The sequence below is a fragment of the Pleurocapsa sp. PCC 7327 genome, assembly GCF_000317025.1.
Lineage (GTDB): Bacteria > Cyanobacteriota > Cyanobacteriia > Cyanobacteriales > Microcystaceae > Hydrococcus.
In genome coordinates this window covers 2,544,342-2,570,437 of the sequence record NC_019689.1, presented here as the reverse complement: position 1 = coordinate 2,570,437, position 26,096 = coordinate 2,544,342, and the positions used below count along the sequence as shown (strand labels likewise).

Annotated in this window: 27 protein-coding genes, 1 pseudogene and 1 riboswitch; of the genes and pseudogenes, 14 read left to right on the top strand and 14 right to left on the bottom strand. The window is 46.1% G+C overall.

What is annotated here, in order from left to right:
* Window positions 1-232: 232 nt before the first annotated feature.
* A complete protein-coding gene (gene fabI / locus PLE7327_RS11440; protein WP_015143992.1) occupies window positions 233-1,009 on the bottom strand; it encodes an enoyl-ACP reductase FabI in 777 nt (258 codons plus the stop codon).
* 222 nt (window positions 1,010-1,231) lie between these two features.
* Between fabI and ntcA the strand changes: the two genes are divergently transcribed.
* The gene (ntcA, locus tag PLE7327_RS11435) at window positions 1,232-1,909 is read left to right on the top strand and encodes a global nitrogen regulator NtcA (protein ID WP_015143991.1); all 678 of its coding nucleotides are present in this window, start codon (window positions 1,232-1,234) and stop codon (window positions 1,907-1,909) included.
* 13 nt (window positions 1,910-1,922) lie between these two features.
* A complete protein-coding gene (locus tag PLE7327_RS11430) occupies window positions 1,923-3,383 on the top strand; it encodes a DUF3084 domain-containing protein (protein ID WP_015143990.1) in 1,461 nt (486 codons plus the stop codon).
* A 38-nt stretch (window positions 3,384-3,421) separates the two neighbouring features.
* Here the strand turns inward: PLE7327_RS11430 and PLE7327_RS11425 are convergent, their stop codons facing one another.
* The 4 genes from PLE7327_RS11425 to PLE7327_RS26150 form a co-directional block, all read right to left on the bottom strand.
* Entirely contained in the window at window positions 3,422-3,784 is a 363-nt protein-coding gene (locus tag PLE7327_RS11425) for a hypothetical protein (RefSeq protein ID WP_015143989.1), read from the bottom strand.
* Window positions 3,785-3,817: 33 nt separating this feature from the next.
* Window positions 3,818-4,714, bottom strand: a complete 897-nt coding sequence (locus PLE7327_RS11420; protein ID WP_015143988.1) for an ABC transporter permease — start codon at window positions 4,712-4,714, stop codon at window positions 3,818-3,820.
* Window positions 4,715-4,752: 38 nt separating this feature from the next.
* On the bottom strand, window positions 4,753-5,772 hold the full coding sequence (locus tag PLE7327_RS11415) for a daunorubicin resistance protein DrrA family ABC transporter ATP-binding protein (RefSeq protein WP_015143987.1): 1,020 nt from the start codon (window positions 5,770-5,772) through the stop codon (window positions 4,753-4,755).
* Between the two features lie 118 nt (window positions 5,773-5,890).
* The gene (locus tag PLE7327_RS26150; protein ID WP_256377686.1) at window positions 5,891-6,022 is read right to left on the bottom strand and encodes a hypothetical protein; all 132 of its coding nucleotides are present in this window, start codon (window positions 6,020-6,022) and stop codon (window positions 5,891-5,893) included.
* Between PLE7327_RS26150 and PLE7327_RS11410 the strand changes: the two genes are divergently transcribed.
* Window positions 6,017-9,589 carry an AAA-like domain-containing protein gene (locus tag PLE7327_RS11410; protein ID WP_015143986.1) on the top strand — a complete coding sequence of 1,191 codons (3,573 nt, stop codon included), beginning with the start codon at window positions 6,017-6,019 and terminating at the stop codon, window positions 9,587-9,589. The two genes, PLE7327_RS26150 and PLE7327_RS11410, sit on opposite strands and share 6 nt — an antisense overlap.
* 175 nt (window positions 9,590-9,764) lie before the next feature.
* Window positions 9,765-10,424, top strand: coding sequence for an HAD-IB family phosphatase (locus PLE7327_RS11405; protein ID WP_015143985.1), 660 nt, complete (start codon window positions 9,765-9,767; stop codon window positions 10,422-10,424).
* On the opposite strand, the gene PLE7327_RS22670 is transcribed toward PLE7327_RS11405, so the two are convergent.
* Window positions 10,410-10,862 carry a penicillin-binding transpeptidase domain-containing protein gene (locus PLE7327_RS22670; RefSeq protein ID WP_083888340.1) on the bottom strand — a complete coding sequence of 151 codons (453 nt, stop codon included), beginning with the start codon at window positions 10,860-10,862 and terminating at the stop codon, window positions 10,410-10,412. The genes PLE7327_RS11405 and PLE7327_RS22670 overlap by 15 nt on opposite strands.
* Before the next feature lie 202 nt (window positions 10,863-11,064).
* Between PLE7327_RS22670 and mtnB the strand changes: the two genes are divergently transcribed.
* Window positions 11,065-11,682 carry a methylthioribulose 1-phosphate dehydratase gene (mtnB, locus tag PLE7327_RS11395; protein WP_015143984.1) on the top strand — a complete coding sequence of 206 codons (618 nt, stop codon included), beginning with the start codon at window positions 11,065-11,067 and terminating at the stop codon, window positions 11,680-11,682.
* A 29-nt stretch (window positions 11,683-11,711) separates the two neighbouring features.
* On the opposite strand, the gene psb27 is transcribed toward mtnB, so the two are convergent.
* A complete protein-coding gene (psb27, locus tag PLE7327_RS11390; RefSeq protein ID WP_015143983.1) occupies window positions 11,712-12,116 on the bottom strand; it encodes a photosystem II protein Psb27 in 405 nt (134 codons plus the stop codon).
* A 294-nt stretch (window positions 12,117-12,410) separates the two neighbouring features.
* On the bottom strand, window positions 12,411-14,096 hold the full coding sequence (locus PLE7327_RS11385; protein WP_015143982.1) for a transglutaminase domain-containing protein: 1,686 nt from the start codon (window positions 14,094-14,096) through the stop codon (window positions 12,411-12,413).
* Window positions 14,097-14,267: 171 nt separating this feature from the next.
* Between PLE7327_RS11385 and PLE7327_RS11380 the strand changes: the two genes are divergently transcribed.
* A complete protein-coding gene (locus PLE7327_RS11380; RefSeq protein ID WP_015143981.1) occupies window positions 14,268-14,459 on the top strand; it encodes a hypothetical protein in 192 nt (63 codons plus the stop codon).
* 138 nt (window positions 14,460-14,597) lie between these two features.
* Window positions 14,598-17,453 carry a cation-translocating P-type ATPase gene (locus PLE7327_RS11375; protein ID WP_015143980.1) on the top strand — a complete coding sequence of 952 codons (2,856 nt, stop codon included), beginning with the start codon at window positions 14,598-14,600 and terminating at the stop codon, window positions 17,451-17,453.
* A gap of 92 nt (window positions 17,454-17,545) precedes the next feature.
* Here PLE7327_RS11375 and glnA read toward each other — a convergent pair whose 3' ends face one another.
* On the bottom strand, window positions 17,546-18,967 hold the full coding sequence (gene glnA / locus PLE7327_RS11370) for a type I glutamate--ammonia ligase (RefSeq protein WP_015143979.1): 1,422 nt from the start codon (window positions 18,965-18,967) through the stop codon (window positions 17,546-17,548).
* 370 nt (window positions 18,968-19,337) lie between these two features.
* Here glnA and apcB point away from each other — a divergent pair, with 370 nt between their 5' ends.
* Both apcB and PLE7327_RS26530 read left to right on the top strand, forming a co-directional pair.
* Window positions 19,338-19,847, top strand: coding sequence for an allophycocyanin subunit beta (apcB, locus tag PLE7327_RS11365; RefSeq protein ID WP_015143978.1), 510 nt, complete (start codon window positions 19,338-19,340; stop codon window positions 19,845-19,847).
* A gap of 167 nt (window positions 19,848-20,014) precedes the next feature.
* Window positions 20,015-20,212: pseudogene (locus tag PLE7327_RS26530) on the top strand (hypothetical protein); the annotation flags it as partial.
* On the opposite strand, the gene PLE7327_RS11360 reads toward PLE7327_RS26530, so the two are convergent.
* From PLE7327_RS11360 to PLE7327_RS11350, 3 genes are all read right to left on the bottom strand, one after another.
* Window positions 20,159-20,437: a hypothetical protein gene (locus tag PLE7327_RS11360; RefSeq protein WP_015143977.1), complete on the bottom strand. Its 279-nt coding sequence runs from the start codon at window positions 20,435-20,437 to the stop codon at window positions 20,159-20,161. The pseudogene PLE7327_RS26530 and the gene PLE7327_RS11360 sit on opposite strands and share 54 nt — an antisense overlap.
* A 47-nt stretch (window positions 20,438-20,484) precedes the next feature.
* Complete coding sequence (locus tag PLE7327_RS11355) at window positions 20,485-20,952, bottom strand: hypothetical protein (protein ID WP_015143976.1); 468 nt, start codon at window positions 20,950-20,952, stop codon at window positions 20,485-20,487.
* A 177-nt stretch (window positions 20,953-21,129) separates the two neighbouring features.
* Window positions 21,130-21,399, bottom strand: coding sequence for a DUF3134 family protein (locus PLE7327_RS11350; RefSeq protein ID WP_015143975.1), 270 nt, complete (start codon window positions 21,397-21,399; stop codon window positions 21,130-21,132).
* Window positions 21,400-22,043: 644 nt separating this feature from the next.
* Between PLE7327_RS11350 and PLE7327_RS11345 the strand changes: the two genes are divergently transcribed.
* The 4 genes from PLE7327_RS11345 (at window position 22,044) to PLE7327_RS11330 (ending at window position 24,838) form a co-directional block, all read left to right on the top strand.
* Window positions 22,044-22,964, top strand: coding sequence for a class I SAM-dependent methyltransferase (locus PLE7327_RS11345; RefSeq protein WP_015143974.1), 921 nt, complete (start codon window positions 22,044-22,046; stop codon window positions 22,962-22,964).
* A 20-nt stretch (window positions 22,965-22,984) separates the two neighbouring features.
* Window positions 22,985-23,196, top strand: a riboswitch (cobalamin riboswitch).
* Between the two features lie 27 nt (window positions 23,197-23,223).
* A complete protein-coding gene (locus tag PLE7327_RS11340; protein WP_015143973.1) occupies window positions 23,224-23,895 on the top strand; it encodes a HupE/UreJ family protein in 672 nt (223 codons plus the stop codon).
* A gap of 476 nt (window positions 23,896-24,371) precedes the next feature.
* Window positions 24,372-24,560 (top strand): hypothetical protein, encoded by a 189-nt coding sequence (locus tag PLE7327_RS11335; RefSeq protein WP_015143972.1) that lies wholly within the window; start codon window positions 24,372-24,374, stop codon window positions 24,558-24,560.
* Window positions 24,545-24,838, top strand: coding sequence for a type II toxin-antitoxin system RelE/ParE family toxin (locus tag PLE7327_RS11330; protein ID WP_015143971.1), 294 nt, complete (start codon window positions 24,545-24,547; stop codon window positions 24,836-24,838). Before PLE7327_RS11335 ends, PLE7327_RS11330 begins: the two co-directional genes overlap by 16 nt.
* 47 nt (window positions 24,839-24,885) lie before the next feature.
* On the opposite strand, the gene PLE7327_RS11325 is transcribed toward PLE7327_RS11330, so the two are convergent.
* On the bottom strand, window positions 24,886-25,203 hold the full coding sequence (locus PLE7327_RS11325) for a 2Fe-2S iron-sulfur cluster-binding protein (RefSeq protein ID WP_015143970.1): 318 nt from the start codon (window positions 25,201-25,203) through the stop codon (window positions 24,886-24,888).
* Between the two features lie 194 nt (window positions 25,204-25,397).
* On the opposite strand from PLE7327_RS11325, the gene PLE7327_RS24835 reads away from it, so the two are divergent.
* Window positions 25,398-25,574 carry a hypothetical protein gene (locus tag PLE7327_RS24835; protein ID WP_015143969.1) on the top strand — a complete coding sequence of 59 codons (177 nt, stop codon included), beginning with the start codon at window positions 25,398-25,400 and terminating at the stop codon, window positions 25,572-25,574.
* Window positions 25,575-25,586: 12 nt separating this feature from the next.
* Here PLE7327_RS24835 and moaC read toward each other — a convergent pair whose 3' ends face one another.
* Window positions 25,587-26,090 carry a cyclic pyranopterin monophosphate synthase MoaC gene (gene moaC / locus PLE7327_RS11320; RefSeq protein WP_015143968.1) on the bottom strand — a complete coding sequence of 168 codons (504 nt, stop codon included), beginning with the start codon at window positions 26,088-26,090 and terminating at the stop codon, window positions 25,587-25,589.
* Between the last annotated feature and the right edge of the window lie 6 nt (window positions 26,091-26,096).

The following is a 26,096-nucleotide window of genomic DNA, read 5'->3' as shown; positions in this document are numbered from 1 at the left end:
TCTTCGCTAAGCTTATGATAGCAGAAAGCAAGGGATTGGTGAGAAGGGGACTGGGAGAGCTGGGAGTGTGGGGGGGGACAAGGAGACGGGGAGACGGGGAGAACCGGGAGGGGGGAAAGACAAGGGAGGAAACTAACCACCAACCACTAACCACTAACTAATTCCCAATCCTTTCATCCAAAATCCCAAATCCAAAATGATATAATTTCTGCCTTCTACCTTCCGACTTCAGCTACATGCCCATAATTTCGTACCCGGCATCCACATAGATAATCTGTCCGGTGATCCCGCTGGCGAGATCGCTACAGAGAAAAGCGGCTGTATTGCCAACTTCTACTTGGGTAACAGTTCGTCGCAGGGGGGCGACTTTTTCTACATGGTGGATCATATCTAAGATTCCCCCGACGGCTGAGGAAGCAAGCGTTCGGATGGGTCCGGCAGAAATCGCATTAACGCGGATATTGAGCGGACCTAATTCTGAGGCTAGGTAGCGAACGCTCATTTCTAAACCAGCCTTGGCAATTCCCATCAGGTTATAGTTGGGAATCACTTTAACGCCGCCTAGATAGGTGAGAGTGAGAATGCTTCCTCCCTGACTCATTAAAGGTTTGGCTGCCTTTGTTAAACTGACAAGAGAATAGGTGCTGATTTCTAGGGCTTGAGTAAAAGCGGCTTTGGGGATCGCGCTAAAGTCGCCTGTCAATCCTTCTTTGTCAGCAAAAGCAAGACAGTGAATGAGGATATCTAACCTGCCCCATTTTTGCGCGATCGCTTCGAAGGCAGAGGTAATTTGATCTTCATTCTGTACGTCGCAAGGAACGAATATACTAGGATTAAGGGGTTCTACCAGTTCGCCAACTTTTTTTTCAAAACGCCCTTTGTCATCTGGTAAGTAAGTGACACCGATATTCGCGCCAGCTTTGTGGAGTTGCTGGGCAATTCCCCAAGCAATAGAGCGATTGTTGGCGATGCCAGTGACTAGCGCATTTTTTCCGGTTAAATCTAACATGATCTTGAATCTTTAAATTTGAGCCGCTCAATCCTCCTATTACTAGGATTGGCATGTATAATTTTTGTACGAAAGCGGAAATTATTGCTCTCAATACAATTATTTTGAAGCAAAAAGTACCAGAAACTTTGGCAATTTAGATAAAGTGTTTTATCTATCTCCTAAGTTAAAAACGCCATAAGGATAGTCTACAACTCACTTTTCCATTGTTTTAAACCCGTGATGGATCTGTCCCTGACTCAAGATAAACCGCTAGCAGCCGTATTCCGACAAATTGGTGGCGGAGGCTTTCCTCCGGTCGTCGAAACGTTTGAGCGAGGAAAAACGATTTTTTTCCCAGGCGATCCTGCCGAAAGAGTTTACTTTTTGCTCAAAGGAGCAGTTAAGCTATCGAGAGTATACGAAGCTGGGGAAGAAATTACTGTCGCCTTGTTGCGAGAAAATAGCGTGTTCGGAGTATTGTCTCTGATTACGGGACAGCGCTCCGATCGCTTTTATCATGCCGTTGCTTTTACGCCTGTAGAATTGCTTTCTGCCCCTATCGAGCAAGTAGAGCAATCGCTCAAAAGCAATCCCGAACTGTCGATGTTGATGTTGCGCGGGCTTTCTTCTAGAATTTTGCAGACAGAAATGATGATCGAAACCCTCGCTCATAGAGATATGGGTTCTCGGTTGGTCAGTTTTCTTTTGATTCTCTGTCGAGATTTTGGCATGCCGACTACCGATGGCATTCGCATCGATCTGAAGCTATCTCACCAGGCGATCGCCGAAGCTATTGGTTCTACTCGCGTGACGATTACTCGACTGCTCGGAGATCTGCGCGATCGCGGGATGATTTCCATTCACAAGAAAAAAATAACCGTTTATAATCCAGTCGCTCTCAGCCAACAGTTTACTTAACCGATCGTCTCGAATGACTAGCGCCTACGTCCTAATTGCAGCAATTGTTATTTTGGGAGGCTTAATTGCTGTATTGGGCGATCGCTTAGGCAGCAAGATCGGTAAAGCTCGCCTGACACTATTCGGTTTGCGTCCTCGTCAAACGGCGCAGTTAGTCACAGTTTTGACGGGAACGTTAATTGCTCTTTCGACGTTAGGAATTTTGTTTGCCCTCAGTAAATCTTTGCGTCAGGGGGTGTTTGACTTAGATCGGATCCTCAAAGAGAAGAGAGAAGTTGAGAGCGAGTTAGCACGAGTCAAACAACAAAGAAATCAAGTCGAACGAGAACTTTCTGTTGCCAGAAGCGAACAAACAACTGTTGAAGGTCGCCTTCAAGAGATCAATCAAAATTTCGTTCGCGCGCGATCGCAATTGAAAACGATTTCTAACCAAGCTAGGACACTTCGAGAAGATATTAAAACGCTACTGGCAGAGAGGCAGCAGCTAGTTCGGCAAAAAAATGACCTATCTCAACAAATTGCTCGATTTCAAGAACAGCTCAAAGTAAAAGACAGAGCCTTAAGCGAACAAGACCAAAAAATTGCCCGACAAACTGAAATTTTACAACAAAGACAAACTCGCCTTCAGGAATTAGAAAAACAGCAAAGTTTACTTCAAGGAAAAATCGACGAGCAAGACCGGTTAATCGGACAATTAGATAAGTCAATTTCTGACAAAGACCAAAGTCTTAAAAGCAAAGAAGAACAACTCAAAGAACTAGAATCCCAACAAGCATTTCTCAAGCGAGAAGTCGAAGTTTTAGAAGACTATTATCAGACTTATCAAGAATTACGAGAAAGGAGAATTGCGATCGTCAGAGGTCAAGTTCTCTCCTTTGCTGCCGTTCGCATTGTCGATCCCAATGCAGTAGTGGGAGCGATCGATCGCCTTTTAAGTCAAGCCAATCGTACTGCTATTTCTGCTACTCAACCCAGCAATGAAGAAGTTCGAGAACGAGTCGTTAAAATTACCAAAGCCCAGGTCGAACAATTAATGGCGCAAATTAAGGATGGGCGAGATTATGTAGTACGAATTCTCTCGGCAGGAAACTACGTCCAGGGGGAAAAGGAAGTGCGCGTCTTTGCTGATGTCGCTCTCAATCAAAAGATATTCGAGCAAAATGATATCATTGCGACTATCTCGGTCGATTCAGTCGATGCAAAAGAGCTAACCGAAGCCGCTCTCCAAAATCGACTCGATATTTTATTGTCGGCTTCGCAATTTCGCGCTCGTCGCTCTGGAATTGTCGGAGATATTCAAGTTGAGGACGGTCGCATTAAAAAGATTTTGAATTTCATCGAGCAACTCAGTCAATCTAAAGATGTCCCCGATGAGATCAAAGCGATCGCATCGGAGACAGCCTATACAGCAGGTCCGCTTAAGTTGCGGTTAGTCGCCCTCAAAGACAGCAAAATTCTTTTCAGTACTTATTGACATAAGGGTATGGCAGTGCCATACCCTTATTAATCGAGCTAATTTTGAGGATTGGGATCGGTCACTGCTTCTGGCTGTCGATTTTGCAATCGCTCGTTTTGTTGGCGCTTGAACTCGTCAGCTGCATTTCTAATGCCGGAATCCGTCTCTTGCTGAAACTCGCCCATACTGCGACCGCGATTTGTATTGGCGCGGTGAATTAAGTCAAAAGCGTCAAAAGAACCGCTACCGATATTACCGCCCAAAACATTTTGTTCGTTAGATTGATAGCCGTCGCGATCGCGATTATCCATCGAATTGACGGACTGAGCTAAAGTTGACTGTCCGAAAGCGACTGTTGCTCCCAAGCAGAGACTGAGAGCGATCGCTAGTGTTTTCAAGGTAGAGTTGTAGCTTTTCATAATAGATAAACCATGGAACCCAGAGAGAATTTTTTAGGCAAAACGGCGACGGAGTAAGGGTTGAATTGCTAACAATACTAGCGCATCAAAAGCTACCAAAATTAGCAGCGTGCCGCTAAAATCAAGCGATGCCCAGGGCGTATGCAGCACTACGCTATTAAATGTCCAGTCGTTGTTGAGATAGAGATAGCGAATCGGATCGATCGCGTAGGTTAGGGGATTGAGACTGGCAACGATTTGCAACCATCCTGCCATGAACGAAAGTGGCGCTAAAGCAGTACTGGCAAAGAGCAAAGGCAAGTTAGTGACAAAGATCGCGGCAATCAATTCGATATGACCGGGCAAAGCAAACGCCAAACCCAAACTCAATGCCGTCACGCCTAAAACGATTAGAAAGACGATGAAGGCAATTGTTCCCAATCCGGCTAAGCTGGGCAACCCCGCCCCCAATAAGGCGCTAGCTCCTACAATAACAGCCGTTTGGATAAAGCTGAGGGCGATGATATAAATCGTCGAAGCTGCGACAATCGAATAGCGCGAGGCGAGAGGCGCGACTAAAAGGCGGTTGAGGAAACCGAATTCGCGATCGAACATGACGGGCAAACCTGCATTCAACGCGCCCGAAAAAGCCGTAAAAACGATGATTCCAGGAGCGAGAAATTTGGCATAACCGAGGTCATTTCCGAATAACCCTTGCGGGGCATTGTCAAACAACGCGCCAAACAAGATTAACCACATAAATGGTTGAATAATCCCAGCGATTAAGGTCGAGGGACGGCGTTGCAGTTGAATAAACAGGCGTTTGGTTAGGGCTAAGGTTTCTTGTAGAAACTCTCCTAACCCATTGCCAGCTTCATCTACTTGCTTTCCCATCGCGGGATTCGGCGCTAAACTCGGCTCAAATTTTGACGGTGTAATCGTTTGACTCATAGCTTTATCTTTCCCTATCTAATTTCATCATTGAGCATTCATTTCATTTCTTGTTTTTTCTCTGCCTTAAGATCGCGAGTGCCGACGGCAGCTAATTCTGCATCTAATAAAGTCCGTCCCGTGGCTGCTAGATAAACATCGTCGAGACTGGGACGCGATTGTGCCATGCTAAAGATAGGCAAGCCAGCTTCTTGCAAGGATTGTTCGATCTGGCTGAGAGGGTTGCCCCCAGAAGTGACGATGAGGTTGAGGGAATTTCCTTGAGCGCTATTGATAATAACTTCTTCTACAAATGGGAGAGCTTGTAAAATTTCTTGAGCTTTTTGCGCTTCTTGGGCGGGCGAGAATTCCCGAATGCGCAAGGTAACGCGATCGCCGCCAACTCTATTTTTTAATTCCGATGGCGTTCCTTGAGCAATCACCATTCCTCGGTCGATAATCGCCAAGCGATCGGCAAGCGCGTCGATTTCTTCTAAATAATGACTCGTAATTAACACCGTCGTTCCGGCTTCTCGCAGCTTGCGCAGGAAATCCCAGACGACGAAACGACTTTCGATATCTAACCCGACACTGGGTTCGTCGAGTACCAGGACTTCGGGTTGATGCAGCAAACCTGCCGCCAAATCGAGGCGCTTGCGGATTCCTCCCGAATAAGTTCCCGTTTTCTTATCGGCATATTCTTCTAAACCGAGCAATGCGAGCAATTGCGCGATGCGCTCTTTAGCTTTATCCTTGGGCAAGTGGTAGAGCGCTGCTTGCAACTGAAGTAATTCCCGTCCCGTCAGGACTTTATCGAGCGCTACTTCTTGCGCCACATAACCCAGTCGCCTGCGTGCCGCTTTGGGGCGATCGATGACGGAAACTCCGCCAACCTCAATTTTGCCAGCATCGGGCTTAGTCAGGGTACACAGACAGCGAATCGTCGTCGTCTTCCCAGCACCATTAGGTCCGAGTAAGCCGAATATTTCTCCGCTTTGGACTTTAAAAGAAATATCTTTAACGGCTTCTACAAAGCCGTATCGTTTTTTTAGCTGTTCGATGATAACGGCAGGAGCCATAAATGTTTCCGTGCTTGGACAAGCTATACAATTCTCAACATTTTCCTCTTCCTATTGTAGGCGCTTGACGGGCAAACCGAAGCGATCGCTAAACTAATGCGACTCTCGAAGCATTAAACTACTCCAATTTTGGAAGAGCGATTGCGCCGGGCGCAGCGCCTTCCAGGCGAATCGCGCTTGTGGGTTCGGTGCGGCGCTTGAGATAAGCTAGAGCTAATGGCTTAATCGACCTTTTTTGCCGCCTATGCATGACTTCTCTGCTGTACCTTCTGCCCTCAGTTCCGGTTGCCTATACAAAGTTGGTGGAAGTCTAGCATTCGATCACCCTACCTATGTAGAACGAAGGGCAGATAAAGAACTTTTAGATGCCCTCAGATTGGGAAAGTTTTGCTATGTCTTCAATTGCAGACAAATGGGCAAGTCTAGCCTGCGCGTGCGTGCCATGCATCGGCTTCAAGCCCAAGGCATGAGTTGTGCATCGATCGATCTGACCAGCTTGGGAAGCCATGTTAGCCAGCAGCAGTGGTATAGCGGGATTATTACGCAGCTATGTTTGGGTTTTAATCTGACTGAAAAAATTAATTTAAAAGCATGGTTGAGAGAGAGAGAAGAACTTCCTCCCATTCAAAAATTGGGACAGTTTATTGAAGCGGTAATTTTAGTCAACTGTCCGGGAAAAAAAATTTTCATTTTTATCGATGAAATTGATAAGGTTATCAGTCTTGATTTCCCTCTAGACGATTTCTTTTCCTTAATTCGCTTCTGCTACAATCAGCGGGCTGAAAATCCGCAATACAATCGCCTAGCGTTTGCCTTATTTGGGGTTGCCACGCCTTCGGACTTAATACGAGAGAAAACCCAAACGTCCTTTAATATCGGAGTTGCGATTGAACTGACGGGTTTTACAATCGAAGAAGTTCGACCCCTAGAGCGAGGATTAAAAAACATTGCCGAAAATCCTGGCGCCGTTCTCAAAGAAATATTGTATTGGACGGGAGGACAACCTTTTCTAACTCAAAAGCTTTGTCAGATCGTCGCTACGGCTGACACTTTCATTCCCTTAGGCGATGAAGCAGAAATTGTCGAAAAAATAGCGCGCGATCGCATTATTGAAAACTGGGAATCCCAAGACGAACCCATCCATCTGAAAACGATTCGCGATCGCCTTTTGGTCAACGAACAACGCGCCGGCGCGCTTCTGGGATTCTATCAGCAAATCTTGCAACAAGGATTCATCGAAGCAGACGGCAGTCCCGAACAAAGCGAATTGCGGCTATCGGGGTTAGTCGTCAAGCGCGATGGGAAATTACAAGCCTACAACCCAATTTATCAAGCCGTTTTCAATCGCCCTTGGGTAGACAAACAATTAGAAAAGCTGCGTCCTTACGCCGAGGCACTCGTCGCTTGGCAAGTTTCTCAATATCAAGATGAATCTCGCCTGTTGCGAGGGCAAGCTTTAAAAGACGCGCTAGCCTGGGCTGTGGGAAAAAATCTTAGCAATGTAGACTATCAATTTTTGACCGCCAGTCAAAAATTAGACAAACGAGAAGCCGAACGCAAATTAGAAGCCGAACGCAAAGCCAACAAAATTTTGACCGATGCCAACGAAAGAGCCACGCGCATGATTCGCATCGGTTCTGCTATTTTAATCGTTTCTGTTCTAGGATCGGCGATCGCGCTCTCGACGGCAATTTATGCCTTCAACAAGCAGCAACAAGCTCGCCTCGGCACCCAGCTTCAAAAAATGGGGGATACGGCGTGGCGGCAGTTCGAGTTCGAGCAACTCGAAGCCTTGCTCACCGCTATGAAAGCGGGACAAGAATTAGAAAACCTGATTCAAAAAGACAATCGTCCCTTGCAAGACTATCCTGCTACCAGCCCCATACTCGCTCTGCAACAAATTCTCGACACCATTCAGGAAAAAAATCAGCTAGAAGGACATCAAGAGACAGTCAACAGCATCAGCTTCAGTCCCGACGGGAAATGGATTGCTACTGCTTCTAGAGATGCAACGGCTCGGTTGTGGGATCGACAAGGTAACGGGCGCGTTATCTTTCAAGGACACCAAAGCGATGTCTATAGCGTTGCTTGGAGTCCCGACGGACAAACGCTGGCAACGGCTTCTAAAGACGGTACGGTCAAACTTTGGAACTTACGCGGGCAGGAACTAGCCACGTTTAAAGGACACGAAAGTTCGGTCTATAGCGTTGCTTGGAGTCCCGACGGCACGAGAATCGCCACGGCTTCGAGAGACGAAACGGCTAGGATCTGGGATTGGCAGGGCAGGCAGCTGGCGATTTTAGTAGGACACCAAAGGTCGGTCGATGATATTAGTTTTAGTCCCGACGGGAAACAGATAGCAACTGCTTCCAGAGATGGAACGGTGAGGCTGTGGAACTTAGAGGGCAAACAGTTGGCAATTTTTCAGGATGTTACCAATGCTTTCTACAGCGTCGCTTGGAGTCCAGATGGAAAGCATATCGCTGCCGCCGCTAGAGACGGTACGGCAAAAATATGGGACAGACAGGGCAATCCGATCTTGACTCTAATAGGACATCAAGAATTAGTCAATAGCGTTGCCTTTAGCCCCAACGGAGAGAAGATAGCAACGGCTTCGAGCGATGGAACCGCTAAGCTGTGGGACTGGCAAGGAAACGTGTTGGCAACGCTTGCAGGACATCAAGAACCTATCTATGATGTGGCGTTTAGTGCCGACGGACAACAAGTGGCGACTGCCTCTAGCGATACCCTTGTTAAGCTATGGCACCTCAAAGAGAGACCCCCAGGAGAGTTTAAAATCATAGAAGATACCGTCACTAGCGTTGGTTTCAGTCCTGACGAACGGTTAATTGCGATCGCTTCTAAAGATGGTATGGTTTATTTGCAAGATTTGCAAGGCAATCTCAAACATCAGTTCAAAGCTCATCGCGATCGAATTTACAGCATTAACTTCAGCCCCGACGGTCGGCAAATTGCTACTGCCTCAAGCAGCGGGATCGTCAAAATTTGGAATTTGCAAGGCGAAGCGTTAGTAGAATTAAAAGTCAATTCCGTTCCCGTATACGGTGTCAATTTTAGTCCTAACGGGCAGTTGCTGGCGATCGCATTTAGAGATGGCGATGTCTGGTTATGGGATGTAGGAGGAGATCGACCCAAGAAAGTCACGAGTTTCAAGGCGCATCGGGAAGCGGTTTACAGCGTCAGTTTCAGTCCCGTTCGCTTGACGCTTTCCCCGGAAGTCGGACAGCAAATCGTCACGACATCCAGAGATGGAACGGCTAAGCTGTGGGATTTGCAGGGCAATCTATTAACCGAGTTTAAGGGACATCAGGATTTAATTTACCGAGCCACCTTTAATCCCGACGGACGCACCATTGCTACCGCCTCTAGAGATGGGACGACTAAGTTATGGAACTTGCAAGGCAACCTAATCGCTGACTTGAAAGGCGATCCCTTCCCCGTCTACAGCGTCAGTTTTAGTCCCGATGGAAAAAGAGTAGCAACGGCTTCTAGCGACGGGACGGCGAGAGTTTGGGACTTACAAGGAAATCTCAGGGCAGAGTTTAAGGGAGATCGAGATTTGCTCTACGGAATCAATTTTCAAGCCGAGCGATCGCCTTTTTCTAAAAAAGATAGCCAACAGGTGGTAACGGTTTCCAGGAATGGCACGGTTAGACTTTGGCAAGTAGAAGAAGAATTAGCGAGATTGGAAGGTCTTCTCGAACAAGGATGTAAGTGGTTGGACGATTATTTAGTCAGTCATTCGCAAGAACGAGAAAAGCTAAAAGTTTGTTCTCAATCGGCTTTTTCTAAGTAGTCGTCACTAACTGCCATCTCTAGAAGGCATGAAAATCTATTTTCCCGTAAGTCCTGATAAAATAGGTCGGCACTTTCTCATCCCAATCTGAAAAATCTTGGCTACAAATGGGTTTTTAAAACCTTTATAAGATTCGGTCTTTCTCAATCCAAAATCCCAAATCCCAAATGGTATCATGTCCCAATCCCCCATCTACCAAAAAGTTGTTTTCTGCGACTTTGATGGCACTATTACTGCGATCGAAACCTTTGCGGGAATGCTCAAAGCGTTTGCCCCAGATTTATCGGCAAAACTGATGCCCCAAATGTATAATCGCACCCTAACGCTACGAGAAGGCATTCGCCAACTGCTAGAATCGATTCCCTCCTCTCGCTATCCCGAAATCCTTGACTATGCCTCGGACAAACCCATTCGCCCCGGATTAGAGGCTTTACTAGACTTTCTCGATCGCCAAAACACGCCTTTTGTCGTTATTTCTGGCGGACTGCGGGGAATGGTAACGAAAGTCTTATCTCGCTATGGACTCTTAGAAAGAGTAGCTGCCATCTCTGCCGTAGATATCGACACCAGCAAAGACTATCTGCAAGTTTACTCGGACTATGAGGGAGAGACGGAATTAGTTGCTAAAGTACAAGTGATGGCCCGATATCCCGCTCAAGAAACGATCGCGATTGGCGATTCCGTTACGGATATCAATATGGCACTGAAAGCCGATTTGGTTTTTGCTCGCGATCGCCTCATCGATTATATGGAATCGGAAAATAAACCTTATATTCCCTGGAACGACTTTTTTGAAATCCGCGATTTTCTGCAAAAGCGCCTACAACAGTCCTAGATCGTTGAAGCAACGGCGCGTCAATGTTATTCGGGCAGAAGCATCTTTTTCTTTACGAATCTCTATATTTGTGGCAAAAAAGTAAACATTTTTTTCTTTCTCTAAGTACCCAACCAACCATCCGATTTGGGGTTTCACGCTATCGTCAAATCCAATCCAACCCGTCTTGCCCCCGATCGTGTGGTCATTTGTGTTCCGGGATCGATTGTGTTGAAAGATACGATCGCGGCTCAAATCGTAGATAGGAATCGATCCTTCAACCTCCAGTTCTTGAAAATGCCGTCCAAAATTGGGTTGTTGAGCAACCTCTGCGCGTTCGGAAGGCTGAATCGCTGGGTTGGGCATTGTCAAAGCCGACCGGATCGGCTGAAATAGAATGAAGATAAAGCAACCTAAAGCGAGTACGATCGCGATCGCTAAATACGAGCTTCGGTTGATGATTTCATGAGTGAATGAAATCGCGAACAGCTTTAAACTACACTGTTGGATGCTTCGATTTCGGAATTTGCAACGCGGCATTCCCAGAATATCCGATCGCTGTATGGGCGGGTTTCGATTGATTCGTGCGAACAAGATTGATGATTTTGACAATTAAACCCGCCTCTACCACTGATAACCGATTACTGATTGCTGATTACTGATGGACCCCGATCCCCGTTTTGCTTTGATTGCTTCTGCTCGCCAATTCTATCAACTCGGTTGGATGGTAGGAACGGCTGGCAATCTTTCTGCTAAGCTGCCCGATGGCAGCTTCTGGATTACGGCTAGCGGAAAAAGTAAAGGACAATTGCAAGAAGATGACTTTGTTCGCGTGACGATAGACGGCGAAGTCCTCGATTTGTGCCATCCGAGCAACCGCCCCTCGGCTGAAACCAGCATTCACCAAGCCATTTATTCTCTGTTTCCAGAAGCTAAAGCTTGCTACCACGTTCACTCCGTCGAGGCGAATTTAGTCTCTAGCTGGGCAGCGGGAGATAGCTTGTCTTTACCTCCCCTGGAAATGGTTAAGGGGTTGGGGGTGTGGGAAGAAAACCCCGAAGTTGCCATGCCAGTCTTTGAGAATTATCTCGAAGTTCCTCGCATTGCTCGTGCCATTCGCGATCGCTTCTCGGTCTCCCCACCCCGAATTCCCGCCTTGCTCATTCGCCATCATGGGGTTACCGTTTGGGCAGATTCTCCCCAAACGGCGCAAAATTACGTTGAGGTAGCCGAATACATCTTTCGCTATCTCGTAGCTGTTCGTCAAGGCGATCGCTAATCGGTTGCGTCTCTATCGTTTTTCTGACTTTAAATCCCTCGCTCCACTGCTAATTTCGCTTGGTTAAACTCTTGTTTGAGACGACTCTTGAGCTTTTCAGGTAAAGGACGGTTTCCATAGGCAGTGTAATACCCTGCCAAGGAATTTAATGCCGTCTGCATGGTAGTGAAAGAACGAAGTCCGTCCGATTTGTCTTTGCGCCGATAGCGAGCGATATAATCGTTAATTTGTTTGCGTGCTAGCGATTGGATTTCTGCTTTATTAGGAGCATCGGGGGATAAGTCAATCGCTGTCGTCAACGTTTCGATTACATTTAGAGTATCTTGGCTGTAATTGCCGGTTAATCCCCCTGGACTGGACGAACAACCGTATAAACCGACGACAACTACTAATACTAAAGCCAGAAAACGCGATAGGTAGGATTTTAAATGCATGATTATTAAGTTTAATCAGACTAACGATATCAAGTTCCACTTATCCTACCATTATTGGCGACTGGCAATAGGGGTTTAATGATATCAAATCCGGTTGAACGACCACAATAACAAGTAGTGCGGCAAGCGTAGCATATCCGTTAGGACATACGTCCCGCTCGCGACCTAGATAGTCGCACGACAATATTATGACTGATTAAACGGATTTGATATGAGTAGTTAGTGGTTAGCGATCGGTAGCTTGTCTTCTTCTTCAGAGTCTCTCTGTCCCCCAAGTCTCCCCACACTCCCCCCTCACCCTTCTTCTGGTTCTAACTCTTCTAAAATCGTAAACTGTACGTGATTGATTGCTAGCTCTCCGATCGACACCTTTTCTTTGGGCACGAGAACGCCTTCGCTTGTTAAGGTTTCAAAAGGAATCCCTTTTGCCATTTCTGCGTGATACCAAGCCAACCCCATAAAAAAGCGAGTTGGATAGGGACCTCCGTCAACCATGTCATCGGGGTTGGATTCCATTGGCAGCCACCCGAATCCCGGCAGGTAAAACTCCATCCAGACGTGATTGAAATCGGGTTCTAGGGGAACACCACGCTGGAGGGGATAGGGAGGGCATTTATAACGTCCGACGGTGCGGCAGGCAATGCCATTGAGTCGCGAGAGAGCCAGCAGCACGCCCAAATACTCGCCGCAGGAGCCTACGCCCCGTCTAAGGACAATATCTGGCGTATCGATGTGGGGTTTAATGCCGTAGGAAAGACGATCGTAGATGTAATTGCGAATGCTGTACATTTTGCGCAACAGATTGGTTTCCCTGCCGATCGCTTCGACTGCCGCTCGACGGATAATATCCGTATCCATTGCCAAATCGTCATTATCGACGAGATAGCGGCTTTGAAATTCTTCTGGCAGTTCCGGCAGATCTTCGCAGTCTTTAGGTTTAATGCGATATTTAATACTCCAGACTTCCAGCAATGCCTTCCAGCCAAAAATATGGCGATCGCGATCGGTTAGTTGGTCGAATTTAAACACCGCTACTCGCTGTCCGTCGCGAATTTCTTCGGTAAACGGCAGTCCGATCGCTTCAATTTTTCTGACTTTCTGACGCGGCGTTTCCGCAGGAAGGGCAATGCGCCATTCTAGGTTATTGAGTTCGATCGGATCTAAGGGAGCTAGTTCTTCGACGTAGGACATCTCTACCAGATAGCCGTTGGAGAGGGCGTAGCGCTTATCTGGGTAATAGTGGAAATGTAAGGGATGAATGAAGGTGCGATCGCGGTACTGGAGTTCGCGTTCGGGTTCGGCGTTGGGATTGTCTCGAATATAGGGTTCCCAATGCGAGTAAGCAACGTAGAGCGTTTCTTTGCCTGTTTCTGGGTCGATATAAAACGTTAGTCCCGTTGGCGACTCAAACGGAGTCAACACGCTAAAAATGACTTTACCTGTTGCTCGATCCAAGCAATAGACTGTCTGTTCGAGGGTATCGGAAACCCACAGTTCCTCGCCTTTAACCGTAAGATTTTCTACCCCGATTCCAGGCGCATAAAAACGGGTAATCTGCTTGCCCGTCTCGCGACTGAAGACGAGAATATCGCCTGTCTTTTGGCAAGTCACGTAAACTGTAGACTCCCAAACTGCTACCCCATTAGCTGGGTAAGACAGTCTAACAAACAGTTGCGGCGTAAAATCGCCCTCAACAAGAGAGCAGAAATAAACGCTTTCTTCCGTTGCAAACCAGAGTACATCGCCAGCAACTGCCAAACCCGTTGCCCCGACAAAGTCCTGCCAGTGCTGGGGGTTGAGGATTTTCGTGTTGTTGGTGGAGGGATTGATTTCTAGGAGATAGCCATTTTTGGCGTCGATCGCCAGCATCGCGTCTCCTCGAAAAGCAATGCCGTGGATCGATGACGCAGCAATGGGTCGAATCGTTTTTGCACTAAGTTGGTTTTTGAGTGAAGTAGGGGTGGTCAGATCGGGAATCATGCTTCAATATTTGATAAATGCAGTCTTCTATAAATCGCTGCAATCCCTTACCTTATCAATCTTAGACTTTCTTTGAATGCTCATTTTGAACTTATTTGCTTGAAGGGGTGAATATTAATTTTTTAAAACTTTTTTGATTAAGAATTATTTTATAGTGGGTCTAGAAGAATTATGAACATTGTAGGGCGATCGTCCGAAGAGCGCGAGCAAGACGATCTCACTACTTTTCACACATTAAATAGACTTACTATTTTTATTTCCTTCTTGGCAGCCTTGCGATCGTCTTCAATCGCTTGTTTGATTCCTGGTTTGCTTCGAGTCATTTATGACGAGCTAGACTGGAAAAAATTAGGATCGTTTTAGAATGGTTATGTTAGCAATTTGGTTGATTTATATAAATTTTTATGAGAGAGCGATCGCGAGAATGCTTGATGTTTCTTAATATTTGTTAGGTTATCAGTTGACCTTCAAATAGCATATTTAGATTCGAGTAGATTGCCCGTGACTACATCTTATTCTTCCCATTGTTTGCCCGTACAGCAACAATCTTGGCATACTTATCCAGTTGAAAAAACCCTAGAAATCTTAGGCAGCGATGCCCAACAAGGACTGACAACTGATGAAGCCGAACAGCGCCTAAAGCATTACGGAATTAACGAAATCCAAGAAACGGCGGGTCGAAGTAACTGGGAAATCTTACTCGATCAATTCAAAAACATCATGCTGCTGATGCTGATCGCTGTCGCGATCGTCTCTGGAGTTCTGGATGTGGTCGAATTACAGAACGCAGCTGCCCCAAAGGAGGGGGTTCCTTTTAAAGATACTATTGCCATATTATTAATCGTCATCCTCAACGGCGTTCTGGGCTACTTGCAAGAAAGCCGTGCCGAGAAAGCCTTGGCCGCACTCAAGCGCCTTTCCTCTCCTAAGGTACAAGTCATTCGGGACGGGCAAAGGATAGAAGTTGACGCGCCGACGTTAGTACCGGGAGACATCATGTTGCTCGAAGCGGGAGCGCAATTGTGTGCGGACGGGCAAGTCATCGAAGCTTCAAGCTTGCAAGTGAGGGAATCGGCGCTGACGGGAGAGGCGCAGGCAGTACACAAACATCAAATTAACCCTGGATTAGCCGAAGATACCCCTTTAGGCGATCGCCGCAATATGGTCTTCACGGGAACCGAAGTCATTCAAGGGCGTGCCAAGGTTATCGTCACTAGGACGGGCATGGAGACGGAACTCGGTAAAATTGCTCAGATGCTTCAATTGGTAGAAACCGAAGCCACTCCCCTGCAACAGCGAATGGGGCAATTAGGCAACGTCCTAGTTTCCGGCTCTTTGATTTTAGTCGCACTCGTCATTGCCATTGGAGTCATTCAGGCAGGTTGGGGACAATTACAAAAATTGGTAGAAGTTTCCCTGAGCATGGCAGTAGCCGTCGTTCCCGAAGGCTTGCCTGCCGTCATTACCGTGACCTTGGCACTGGGAACGCAGCGCATGGTCAGGCGCAACGCGCTGATTCGCAAATTACCAGCCGTAGAAACTCTTGGTTCTGTCAACGTCATCTGCTCGGATAAAACGGGAACGCTCACCCAAAATAAAATGGTGGTTCGAGAAGTCGATCTTCTTGAGAGCGGCTTCCAAGTGACGGGAGAAGGATATGCACCTATAGGAGAATTTCTCGATGAAGACGGGCGAGCGCTCGCGATCGAAAACTATCTGGAATTGCAGGTATTGTTAATGGCTTGCGCGCTATGTAACGACGCTCAACTTACCCAGCAGGGACAAGAGGAATGGAAGATCGTTGGCGATCCCACGGAAGGGGCATTGCTTGCCCTAGCAGGAAAAGCAGGTTTCCATCAGCAAGCCCTCAGTCGCCACTTCAAGCGAGTGGAAGAAATTCCTTTTTCCTCCGAACGCAAGCGGATGAGCGTTATTTGTTGGTCTGGGAATTGGGCGATCGGCGACCGGTTGGCTGAAAGCTTATCGCTAAAAGCTGTAAGCTATTTAATGTTTACCAAAGGCTCGCCAGAGTTAGTCTTAGAGCATTGTCAATTCTCTCAACTCGGCGATCGCATCCTGTCTCTGACCCACGAGCAACGACAGCAAATTCTCCAAATGAATAACGACATGGCAGGGCGCGGGTTGCGAGTGTTGGGATTTGCTTACAAACCTCTGGAAGCTATTCCAGAGGTTGACTCGGCGGAAACAATCGAACAAAATTTGATTTGGCTGGGGTTAGTGGGCATGTTAGATGCCCCAAGACCAGAAGTCAAAGAGGCAGTCGCCAAATGCCGCGAGGCAGGCATTCGCACGATAATGATTACCGGAGACCACCAGTTAACGGCGCAGGCAATCGGCAAACAATTGGGAATCATTCAGGAGGGCGATCGCATCCTCACGGGACGAGAGTTGGAAAAGCTCTCCCAAAGCCAGCTAGAAGAAGAAGTCGATCGCGTTAGGATCTATGCCCGCGTCGCCCCCGAACACAAACTGCGGATCGTACAAGCGCTTCAGAAGCGAGGTAAATTTGTAGCCATGACGGGAGATGGGGTAAACGATGCTCCCGCGCTCAAACAAGCAGACATCGGCATTGCCATGGGAATTACCGGAACCGATGTCAGTAAAGAAGCGAGCGATATGGTTCTTCTAGACGACAACTTTGCCACCATCGTTGCCGCTACAGAAGAAGGCAGGGTTGTGTACAACAATATACGTCTTTTTGTCAAGTATATTCTTGGCAGCAATATCGGCGAAGTCATTACCATCGCTGCCGCACCGCTTTTGGGAGTGCCAGACGTTCCCCTAACACCGCTACAAATTCTCTGGATGAACTTGGTTACGGATGGATTGCCTGCCTTGGCGCTAGCGGTAGAACCCGCCGATCCCAATATCATGCGCCGTCTGCCTTTTAGTTCCAAAGAAAGCATTTTTGCTAGAGGATTAGGCTCTTACATCATTCGTATCGGTCTGATTTTCTCTATTATTAGCATCAGTTTAATGATCTGGTCGTTTACCCAAGCCCGCCAAGTCGGCCATCCCGATAGTTGGAAAACGATGGTATTTACAACGCTGTGTCTGGCGCAAATGGGTCACGCGATCGCAGTTCGTTCGAGTACTCGGCTTACTATAGAAATGAATCCTCTCTCCAATCCCTATTTACTCGCCGCAGTCATGATAACAACTATCTTCCAGTTAATGTTGATCTACGTCGAACCCTTACGAAGATTTTTTGGCACCCAGTTTCTCACCATGGAGCAGTTACTTATCTGTATAGGCTTTAGTACTTTAATGTTCGTGTGGGTTGAATTAGAGAAATTATTGATTCGTTGGTTTCTTTCCAGAAAGAGAGCTAGTTAGGGGGAGCGGTTGGGACTGAAGTAAAAAAGCCACCCTTAAGAGGTGGCAAAAAATGAGAAAATATGAACTCATCAACGTCAAGCTAATCGCTTTTACGCATCGTAGTAGAGCGCAAACTCGTAGGGATGAGGACGCAGGCGCATCGGGTTTACTTCGTTGTCGAGTTTGTATTCGATCCAGGTTTGGATGAAGTCTTCGGTAAAGACCCCCGAATCCGTCAAGAAGGCACGATCCTTTTCCAAATTCTCCAAAGCAGCTTCTAGAGAGCCGGGAGTAGAAGGAACTTTAGCCAACTCTTCGGGGCTGAGATCGTAGATATCAACATCTAAAGGATCGCCCGGATCGATTTCGTTCTTAATGCCATCAATACCCGCACAAAGCATCGCAGCAAAAGCCAGATAAGGGTTACAGGTAGCATCGGGACAGCGGAACTCCAGACGCTTTGCCTTGGGATTTGTGCCGGATAGGGGAATGCGAATAGAAGCCGAACGGTTTCCTTGAGAGTAGGCAAGGTTTACGGGCGCTTCAAAACCAGGCACCAAACGCTTGTAGGAGTTGGTTGTTGGGTTAGTTAACGCTAGGAGAGCGGGAGCGTGTTTGAGCAAACCGCCGATATAATTCAACGCCATCTTGCTCAAGTTAGCATAGCCGTCGCCCCAGAAGAGGGGTTGTCCGTCTTTCCAGATAGACTGGTGAGTGTGCATCCCAGAACCGTTGTCGTTGAACAGGGGTTTGGGCATGAAAGTGACGCTTTTGCCGTACTTCTTGGCAACGTTTTTGATGACATACTTGTAGGTCATTAGGTAGTCAGCCGCATCAATCAGCGTAGCAAAGCGGATACCTAACTCATTTTGTCCTCCAGTTGCTACCTCGTGATGGTGCTTTTCGATAGGCACGCCGCATTTGCCCATCGTCAGCAGCATTTCGGTACGCATATCTTGCAGCGTATCCGTGGGAGCAACGGGAAAATAGCCCTCTTTATAGCGAGGCTTGTAACCCAAGTTGCCGCCTTCTTCCATGCGACCCGTATTCCAGCGACCTTCAACGCTGTCTACATAATAATAAGCTTGACTTTCGGTTTGATCGAAGCGAACGTCATCAAAAACGAAGAATTCAGCTTCAGGACCAAAAAAAGCCGTATCGCCAATGCCAGTACTTTTTAAGAAATCAACGGCTTTTTGAGCAATAGAGCGAGGATCGCGAGTATACCATTCCCCCGTGCGAGGCTCTTTAATGCTACAGATCATGCTCAAGGTTGGCTCTTTGTAGAAGGGATCGATCCATGCAGTTTTTGGATCGGGTACCATTGCCATGTCGGATTCATTAATGGCTTTCCAACCCCGAATGCTCGAACCATCAAAAGGAACCCCATCAACGAAAGAACTTTCGTCAATTTGATTTCGATAAAAAGAGCAGTGCTGCCAGATCCCCGGCATGTCAATGAATTTGAGGTCGATTATTTGAATGTTGTTGTCTTGAATCATCTTCAAGACTTCTTGGGGCGTTTCGGGCATGGATGACTCCTTGCGGATTTAACTGTATTTTATGTCTCGAATCATTCATCGTAGAGAGAGGCTCGCTCTTGGTTTGTATTATTTGATACAAAATTTTCTATCTCGATCGCACTCAAATCTGTAAACAATACAAAAATGTATTTAACTATACTAACTATTGATTGTTGGGCTTTATTTATGAAGAAATCTATAGAAAAGTAACGATATTGTCAAACAACATAAATGACTTACTCGAACGAAGTCTATAGCAGTTCATCCCTGTGGGATTATAAATAAATAGATCGAAACTCAAGGGTCAGCGTGAAGAGATTCGCGCTGCTTCCTTAAGTTTGTAAGCCACTAAAAAAATTGCTGTTGGGAGAAAAATTTAATGCGAGATGCAGTTACTAAGCTGATTAGAAATTATGACGTGACAGGACGTTATTTGGATCGGGATGCAATGGACAAGCTGAAGACTTATTTCGAGTCTGGCACTGCCCGCATCACCGCAGCAGCCGTCATTAATGCCAATTCTCCTGTCATCGTTAAAAAAGCGGGTTCTCAACTATTTGAAGAAGTTCCAGAATTGATTCGTCCTGGAGGCAATGCCTACACGACTCGTCGTTATTCGGCTTGTTTGAGGGACATGGACTACTACCTGCGCTATGCCAGTTATGCGCTGGTTGCAGGAGATACTAACGTCTTGGACGAACGGGTGCTGCAAGGATTGCGAGAAACCTATAACTCCCTGGGAGTGCCCATCGGACCAACGGTGCGAGGCATTCAAATTATGAAAGAAATGGTTAAAGAGTTGGTCTTTGAGGCTGGAGTATCAGATACTTCTTTTGTAGACGAGCCTTTCGATCATATGACCCGCGAGTTGAGCGAAGTTTCAGTTTAAACTCGTAACAGAAAAATTAGTGCGATCGCAATGGGAAACTCCAGAGAGCGATCGCCTTTTTCTTTACAAAATGTAATCTTTTGCGTCGGAGCCAGCTGTTAATTCAGTACAAGAATAATGTTTATAATCGCTACGATCTTGACTATTAATAGGTTGGGGCTAGCCATGTCGGATACCATGCTACGCCAGAATATTATCTTTCGGTTAGCCAAGCTTTAGTATCTACCTTTGCAGAGTTCTTAGAAGCAGAGTGGACGGTACAGATGCAACGAGCTTGGATCGAGATGTTTGAGACGATTGGCAAACTCATGTCAGACGAGTCTTTCATGGGCGCGAATGGCGAGTTGAGCCAAGTTGCTGCTTAAAATAAAAAAATAGAACGCGATCGCCCGACAAAAAATTAGAGGGAAGAGATTTATTTCTCTTCCCCCTTGTTGGTTTGGCTGCTTGGCTTGAGAATTCTCTTTTAGCTTTTTGCGCAGCATTTGTTGTTGTTTTTTCAGTTGTCTTTGTCGTGCCGAACCGCCTTTCCCCTTATCGTTGCGTCCTTGGCGACGCGGCGACTCCCATCGTTTTAGTCGCTGAGTCACTAGATTACTCCATTATCTTAATTTTGTTCTTTCATAATTCTATCCCATTACTGGGCAGATAGTCTATAGTTCAAACGCTGACCGGACTTCATCGAGCCAACCCAGATTTCGTATCGTCCTGCTTTCCAGTCACTGTCTTCGATGCGAGCATCTTGGCTGTCATTGGTGCCGAAGTTACAGCGAATCGTATTTTTATCCGGTCCTCGAATAACCAGGGTGGTATCTTTTCCACCACTGTCTACTTGCAATGCCAGTTTCGGAAAATCATTTTCCAGTACTAAGATATGATCGGGGTTGGGCGCACCGTAGCCAACGCAAGGTCTGCGATATCGATCTGTGTTGGCAATGGACGAGAGAGAGTAAGAGCCGCTAGTGTAGCCGCTAACGACAGCCGTTGTTCGATCGAAACCGCTAGCCAGCTTTAATTGTCCGAAGTTAGCTCCTTGCGCGATCGCGGGTGCAACCCCTAAAATCATTAGTAATGGAAACCAATATCGACGATTGAGTAGGGGCATCGCGCTTATTCTCCGAATCGCGCCAGACAATGAAAGGCGTGTTCGAGAAAAATAGAATTTTTCCCGAAACTTTTCAATTTTGCCTTTCTTACCTACTTTTGTAATTGATTTTGACCCATTAATGGGAAAATAATAGACAGTAAGATTTTTGCCACAAGGTTGAGAAGATTGAGAGCTTCATGCGGTTTCGTCGAGGTACTCTTCGTCTAGGGTATCTAACTCCTGGTCGGTTTCAACTTCGGTACCCTCAAAGATATCCTCTTCTACATCGAGTAAATCCGATAAATCTATACTATCGAGCAACCGATCTTCGGTTTCTTCGCGTTGGCGAGCAATAAGACGACCATGGGCTGCTAACCAATCTAGATGCGAACGATCTCGATTGAGGGGAATTACTCCTGCTGGTGCGTAACGCGGTTCTTGATGCAATGATGGATAATTTAACATAAGCCGTTCCCTGACAAAGTCTACTAAACGACCAAACTGCACTCAAACTAATTTCATAGAGAAATAATCTGCACCGAGATAGAAACGTGGCTGCTATCTCGATCTCGATTTAAAGCACAGTAATGAAAAAAACAGAGCGCTAAAGGCGCAATAACGTCTCTCAGACTCTAGCTTTCGAGGACTCTACTTCTATTCTATTGCGCGATCGCAGGTTTATGTAGGTCCCAAGAAAGAGATACAGTCAGTCCCACAGATAGGAGAGACTTCTGAGACGGGGGGACTGGAAGACGGGGAGATAATTAACTACTAACCACCGTACGGGCGAGTTTATCTAAAAACGCTAGAGATTTATCTACACTTACTGCGAAAAACTCACCCCTCGGATTTAAAATAGTGAAGTTGCACTCATATGCTAAGAAAAGCCGTTTTTTATTTAAACTTACATCTTGTACCAGTCGCATTAGCCACCAGGAAATAAATTTCCTGGCTTACATGTAAAGTCCATTAAAATGGACTGAATAAATATTTAGTCGTCTTAAGACGACTTTATACTTTATATATGAGGCAGCGATTTTAATCGAGGGGCGGGTTATTGAGAATGGTGCAAGATCTCAGTTTAAATCAACTTCACATCAAGAATTTCCATGACAGCCACATCAATTAAAACGCAATTGAGATTAGCTTCTTCTCTGATTGATGGCATACTTTCCATCAAACCTTTAGCTAACCTAGCAAAACACCAAGCCCGCAACATGATGATTAAACGGGCAGAAAAAATTGGCGTGCCTTGGCGGGAAAACGTACAAAAATTGCGATCTCACGACTGGGAAAGCGAACTCGCTACAGTAGACAACTCCCAATTAACCTATCCCGATTATTATCTGTGTTCCTTCCATGCTTACGAAAAAGGGAATTTAAACTGGGATGCCGCCTTAGAATTAGAATCGGCTGCTTATGCTGTTCATGCCACAATTTGGCAAGGTGCAGGGATTAATGGAGATCCAAAGCTTCGCCAGAGTTATCATGATGTCTTAGGGGCACAACTCTCGATCGAGCCTCAAGATATTTTAGACATGGGTTGTAGCGTAGGACTGAGTACCTTTGCGCTACAGAAGGTTTATCCCCAAGCAAAAATTACTGGCTTGGATTTGTCTCCTTATTATCTAGCCGTAGCCCAATATCGGGCTAGAGAACGCAACGCCAGGATTGATTGGATACACGCTGCTGCGGAATCGACAGGTTTACCGGATGCTTCTTTCGATCTAGTCTCTGCTTTTTTGATGTTCCACGAACTTCCTCAACAAGCAGCCAGGGAAATCTTGCGCGAGGCACGCCGATTGTTGCGGCCTGGCGGATATTTCACTCTTATGGATATGAATCCTCACTCTGAGGCGTACAAGAAAATGCCGCCTTACGTTTTGACGTTACTCAAAAGTACGGAACCCTTTCTCGGTCAATATTTTGCTTTGGATATCAAACAAGCTTTGCTTGAAGCGGGGTTTAAGAACCCTACTATCATTCCTAATAGTCCTCGACATCGTACCGTCATTGCCCAAGCTATTTGAATTTTGCGTTCTCAATAATGGTATGATGCCGGATTATCGGTTCTAATGGGGAGCAGCCATTAGAGGTAACGGGGAAAGTTTGGTGCAAGTCCAACGCTGTCCCGCAACTGTGATTTGATTTTTGATTTTGGATGAAAGGATTTTAGATTTTGGATTGGATTAGTAGCAATCTAGTGAGTTATCAATCCAAAATCGATGAGTCAGGATGCCCGCCGATAAAAGAACTGGCATTTTTCTATCTATCTGCGAGGTACAGAGGATGTTCAATTTAACAGTTGGTCAACGGTGGTTCAAGATTGGTACGCTTTCCACCATTGTCGCAATCGCGTTTTTGGGCTTTACTCAACAGGCGATGGCGCACCACGCTATCGGAGGGAAGACGCCAGCTAACTTCTTTGAAGGGTTTATTTCGGGGTTAGCCCATCCGATTATTGGTTTGGATCATTTTGCTTTTGTGGTGGCAATTGGCGCGATCGCGGCGGTTGTGGATCGCGGCATTTATATTCCCATTGTTTTTATTTTAGCGACTCTGCTAGGAACGGGAATTCATCTGCAAGCAGTTAACTTGCCTTTTCCCGAAATTATTATTTCTGCATCGGTCGTACTTTTTGGAATCTTGTTGGCACTAAGAAACATAAGGGTGAATCCGCCTAAATTTTATGGCATTGTTTTAGCCGCTTTAGCAATTGTTGCCGGAATTTTTCACGGTTATGCCTATGGAGAGTCAATTGTTGGGGCACAAATGACTCCGTTAGTTGCATACTTAGCAGGTTTTGCAATTATTCAAATCCTCGTTGGCAGCATAATCTGGGCGATTAGTAAAGTGATTTTAGAAAAATTTAGCGATCGCGCTTTTCCAGTCATGCGATCGCTAGGGTTGGCTATTAGTACGATTGGAGTCATTTTTTTAACGGCTTCGATGATTGGTTAATCAAACGATTTAGAGATAGATCGCTTATCTAAGGAACGAGGAGTTAGTAGAGGGAGTTTTCTGGTTCTAAATCCCCTATTTTTGTCGCTTATTTCTTCTAGAAAGAGCAAGAGAGCATACATTCCAAGGTTTAAGAACCCTGACTTTTTCTTCACTCTATCGGGTGAAGATACTATACTATTTCCTAATAGGCAGCTACCAACAGTAGAACGCATTGCCAATAGCTCATTACTGTTGCCCTCGCTCGCAGTGGCTAACAGGTTGTCTGAGAAGTAGAGAATGTCATGTTGAGCGGAGCGATCGCGAAGCGAAACATCTGAGTATACCAACTCCAATCATAGATTTTTCGTTACGTTCTCCTGCACTGAGAATGACCAAATGGACTTTTGGGATGTCCTCTACTACGATTGAGGCGATCGCAATTTTAACTTAAGTTTAATAATTTCTCTAACCTTTTAAAAATCAGTAATATCTGTATGAATACCATCAAAGAAGCCATTAAATCTATCTTGAATCAATTACCAGATGATTGTTCAATTGAAGATATCCAGTATCATCTATATGTCCTGGAAAAAGTCCGTCAAGGACTGGATATCGCAGATACAGAAAATGGGCTGAAACAGGAGGAGGTCGAAGGGCTTCTAAGAAAATGGCTTATCGAGTAGTTTGGTCTTCTAAAGCAGTTGAAGATGTAGACGCAGTTGCCACGTACATAGCCCGCGACTCGCCTTCCTATGCGGCAGCGGTGGTAAAAAAGATTGTAGATACCACCCGCGACCTCATCGAATGTCCTTGGGCTGGGTCGGTCGTTCCTGAATTTAGCGACCCAGCTATCCTAGAAAAAAACGCCTATACCTATCGCATCATCTATCGGGTAAAAGAAGAAATCGTGACGATCGCAGCTGTAATCCACACTAAGCGGTTGTTGGGGTTGAATGGATAGTCCCAGCCAATCTTCGCATCTGAGCGATCGTCGATTTCTTGCCCGAATCAAGGCTGTCCGAATTGTCGCTGATATACTGCTTCTTCTTTCTCCGATTCGATTTTTAGATCGCAAAGAGGACGGGCAACGCATAGTAACACGTAACCTTCGCTTTGCAGTTCGGGAGAAATTCCCATCGCATCGCCGCGATCGACTTCTCCCTGAAGAATTTGAGCGGCACAGGTGGTACAAACCCCGGCATGGCAAGAACTCGGCAAATCTATCCCCGCAGCGTAAGCCGCTTCTAAGATAGTTTGCTCCTCTGAAACTTGGATGATATGGGTATTGCCTTGGTGACGAATTTCAACAGTATGAGTTTTGGACATAAATCGCGCAATAATCTGGACTCCATCTCGATCTAATGTATCGTTCGAGACTCCATTCTATTGTTAAGAAAATTAGCTAAATCTAAAGCTTGATTGCAATATTTCAGTTTGCTATTCAGCAGCTCGAAACGGGGTGCTATGTTTGAGAACACTATTTTCTCTCGTCAGTCATTTAGCTACTGGATAGAACGTTTATGTACAAAAAAAACACGGATAAAGATTTTGTTGGGGCAGCATTAACTGCTGGGTTAGGTGCTGGGGTTGTGACTTCCTTTGCCGTCAGCCAAGGACAACATCCCCTAATTGCCTTGGCAATCACTGCTCTAGCTGCCTTGTTTGCTGCGATCTGTCACAAATACGATTTGATCTAATTTTAAATTATTTTAATCTTTCTGGCTGAGATAATCTCCCGATTTTCCGCCAGTTTTACTGAGTAAGCAGATTGACTCAATCTGCATTGACTTTTCTAGTGCTTTTGCCATGTCGTAGAGCGTTAGAGCAGCTACTGAAACGGCTGTCAGGGCTTCCATTTCTACACCCGTTTCTGCTTTAGTGGCGACGGAAGCCCGAATTTGGTAGCCGGGGAGTTCGGCATCGGGAATTATTTGAACGTCTATCTTGTGCAAAGGTAGGGGATGGCACAGAGGAATCAAATTTGCAGTCTGTTTTGCTGCCATAATCCCGGCGACTTTTGCCATTCCTAAAACGTCTCCTTTGGGGGAATTTCCTGCTTCAATCGCTTCAAAGGTATGTTTTGACATCCGCACCCGACCTGCGGCTATGGCTTCCCGTCGGGTAGACTGTTTGTGGGAAACATCTACCATCTGGGCTTCTCCTTGGGCATTAAGATGAGAAAGTTTTCGATCGCCGGTTAAATCTTGTGTCATCGCTAG

Bases quoted from the DNA above. Each gene is read 5' to 3' on its own strand.
- PLE7327_RS11325 (WP_015143970.1), bottom strand. From the start codon at position 25,203: ATGTCCAAAACTCATACTGTTGAAATTCGTCACCAAGGCAATACCCAT.
- mtnB (WP_015143984.1), top strand. From the start codon at position 11,065: ATGGACCCCGATCCCCGTTTTGCTTTGATTGCTTCTGCTCGCCAATTC.
- PLE7327_RS11345 (WP_015143974.1), top strand. From the start codon at position 22,044: ATGACAGCCACATCAATTAAAACGCAATTGAGATTAGCTTCTTCTCTG.
- apcB (WP_015143978.1), top strand. From the start codon at position 19,338: ATGCGAGATGCAGTTACTAAGCTGATTAGAAATTATGACGTGACAGGA.
- PLE7327_RS11425 (WP_015143989.1), bottom strand. From the start codon at position 3,784: ATGAAAAGCTACAACTCTACCTTGAAAACACTAGCGATCGCTCTCAGT.
- fabI (WP_015143992.1), bottom strand. From the start codon at position 1,009: ATGTTAGATTTAACCGGAAAAAATGCGCTAGTCACTGGCATCGCCAAC.
- PLE7327_RS11335 (WP_015143972.1), top strand. From the start codon at position 24,372: ATGAATACCATCAAAGAAGCCATTAAATCTATCTTGAATCAATTACCA.
- PLE7327_RS11350 (WP_015143975.1), bottom strand. From the start codon at position 21,399: ATGTTAAATTATCCATCATTGCATCAAGAACCGCGTTACGCACCAGCA.
- PLE7327_RS11420 (WP_015143988.1), bottom strand. From the start codon at position 4,714: ATGAGTCAAACGATTACACCGTCAAAATTTGAGCCGAGTTTAGCGCCG.
- PLE7327_RS24835 (WP_015143969.1), top strand. From the start codon at position 25,398: ATGTACAAAAAAAACACGGATAAAGATTTTGTTGGGGCAGCATTAACT.
- PLE7327_RS11330 (WP_015143971.1), top strand. From the start codon at position 24,545: ATGGCTTATCGAGTAGTTTGGTCTTCTAAAGCAGTTGAAGATGTAGAC.
- glnA (WP_015143979.1), bottom strand. From the start codon at position 18,967: ATGCCCGAAACGCCCCAAGAAGTCTTGAAGATGATTCAAGACAACAAC.
- psb27 (WP_015143983.1), bottom strand. From the start codon at position 12,116: ATGCATTTAAAATCCTACCTATCGCGTTTTCTGGCTTTAGTATTAGTA.
- PLE7327_RS11355 (WP_015143976.1), bottom strand. From the start codon at position 20,952: ATGCCCCTACTCAATCGTCGATATTGGTTTCCATTACTAATGATTTTA.
- PLE7327_RS11410 (WP_015143986.1), top strand. From the start codon at position 6,017: ATGCATGACTTCTCTGCTGTACCTTCTGCCCTCAGTTCCGGTTGCCTA.
- PLE7327_RS26150 (WP_256377686.1), bottom strand. From the start codon at position 6,022: ATGCATAGGCGGCAAAAAAGGTCGATTAAGCCATTAGCTCTAGCTTAT.
- PLE7327_RS11380 (WP_015143981.1), top strand. From the start codon at position 14,268: ATGAACATTGTAGGGCGATCGTCCGAAGAGCGCGAGCAAGACGATCTC.
- moaC (WP_015143968.1), bottom strand. From the start codon at position 26,090: ATGACACAAGATTTAACCGGCGATCGAAAACTTTCTCATCTTAATGCC.
- PLE7327_RS11430 (WP_015143990.1), top strand. From the start codon at position 1,923: ATGACTAGCGCCTACGTCCTAATTGCAGCAATTGTTATTTTGGGAGGC.
- PLE7327_RS11415 (WP_015143987.1), bottom strand. From the start codon at position 5,772: ATGGCTCCTGCCGTTATCATCGAACAGCTAAAAAAACGATACGGCTTT.
- PLE7327_RS11385 (WP_015143982.1), bottom strand. From the start codon at position 14,096: ATGATTCCCGATCTGACCACCCCTACTTCACTCAAAAACCAACTTAGT.
- ntcA (WP_015143991.1), top strand. From the start codon at position 1,232: ATGGATCTGTCCCTGACTCAAGATAAACCGCTAGCAGCCGTATTCCGA.
- PLE7327_RS11405 (WP_015143985.1), top strand. From the start codon at position 9,765: ATGTCCCAATCCCCCATCTACCAAAAAGTTGTTTTCTGCGACTTTGAT.
- PLE7327_RS11340 (WP_015143973.1), top strand. From the start codon at position 23,224: ATGTTCAATTTAACAGTTGGTCAACGGTGGTTCAAGATTGGTACGCTT.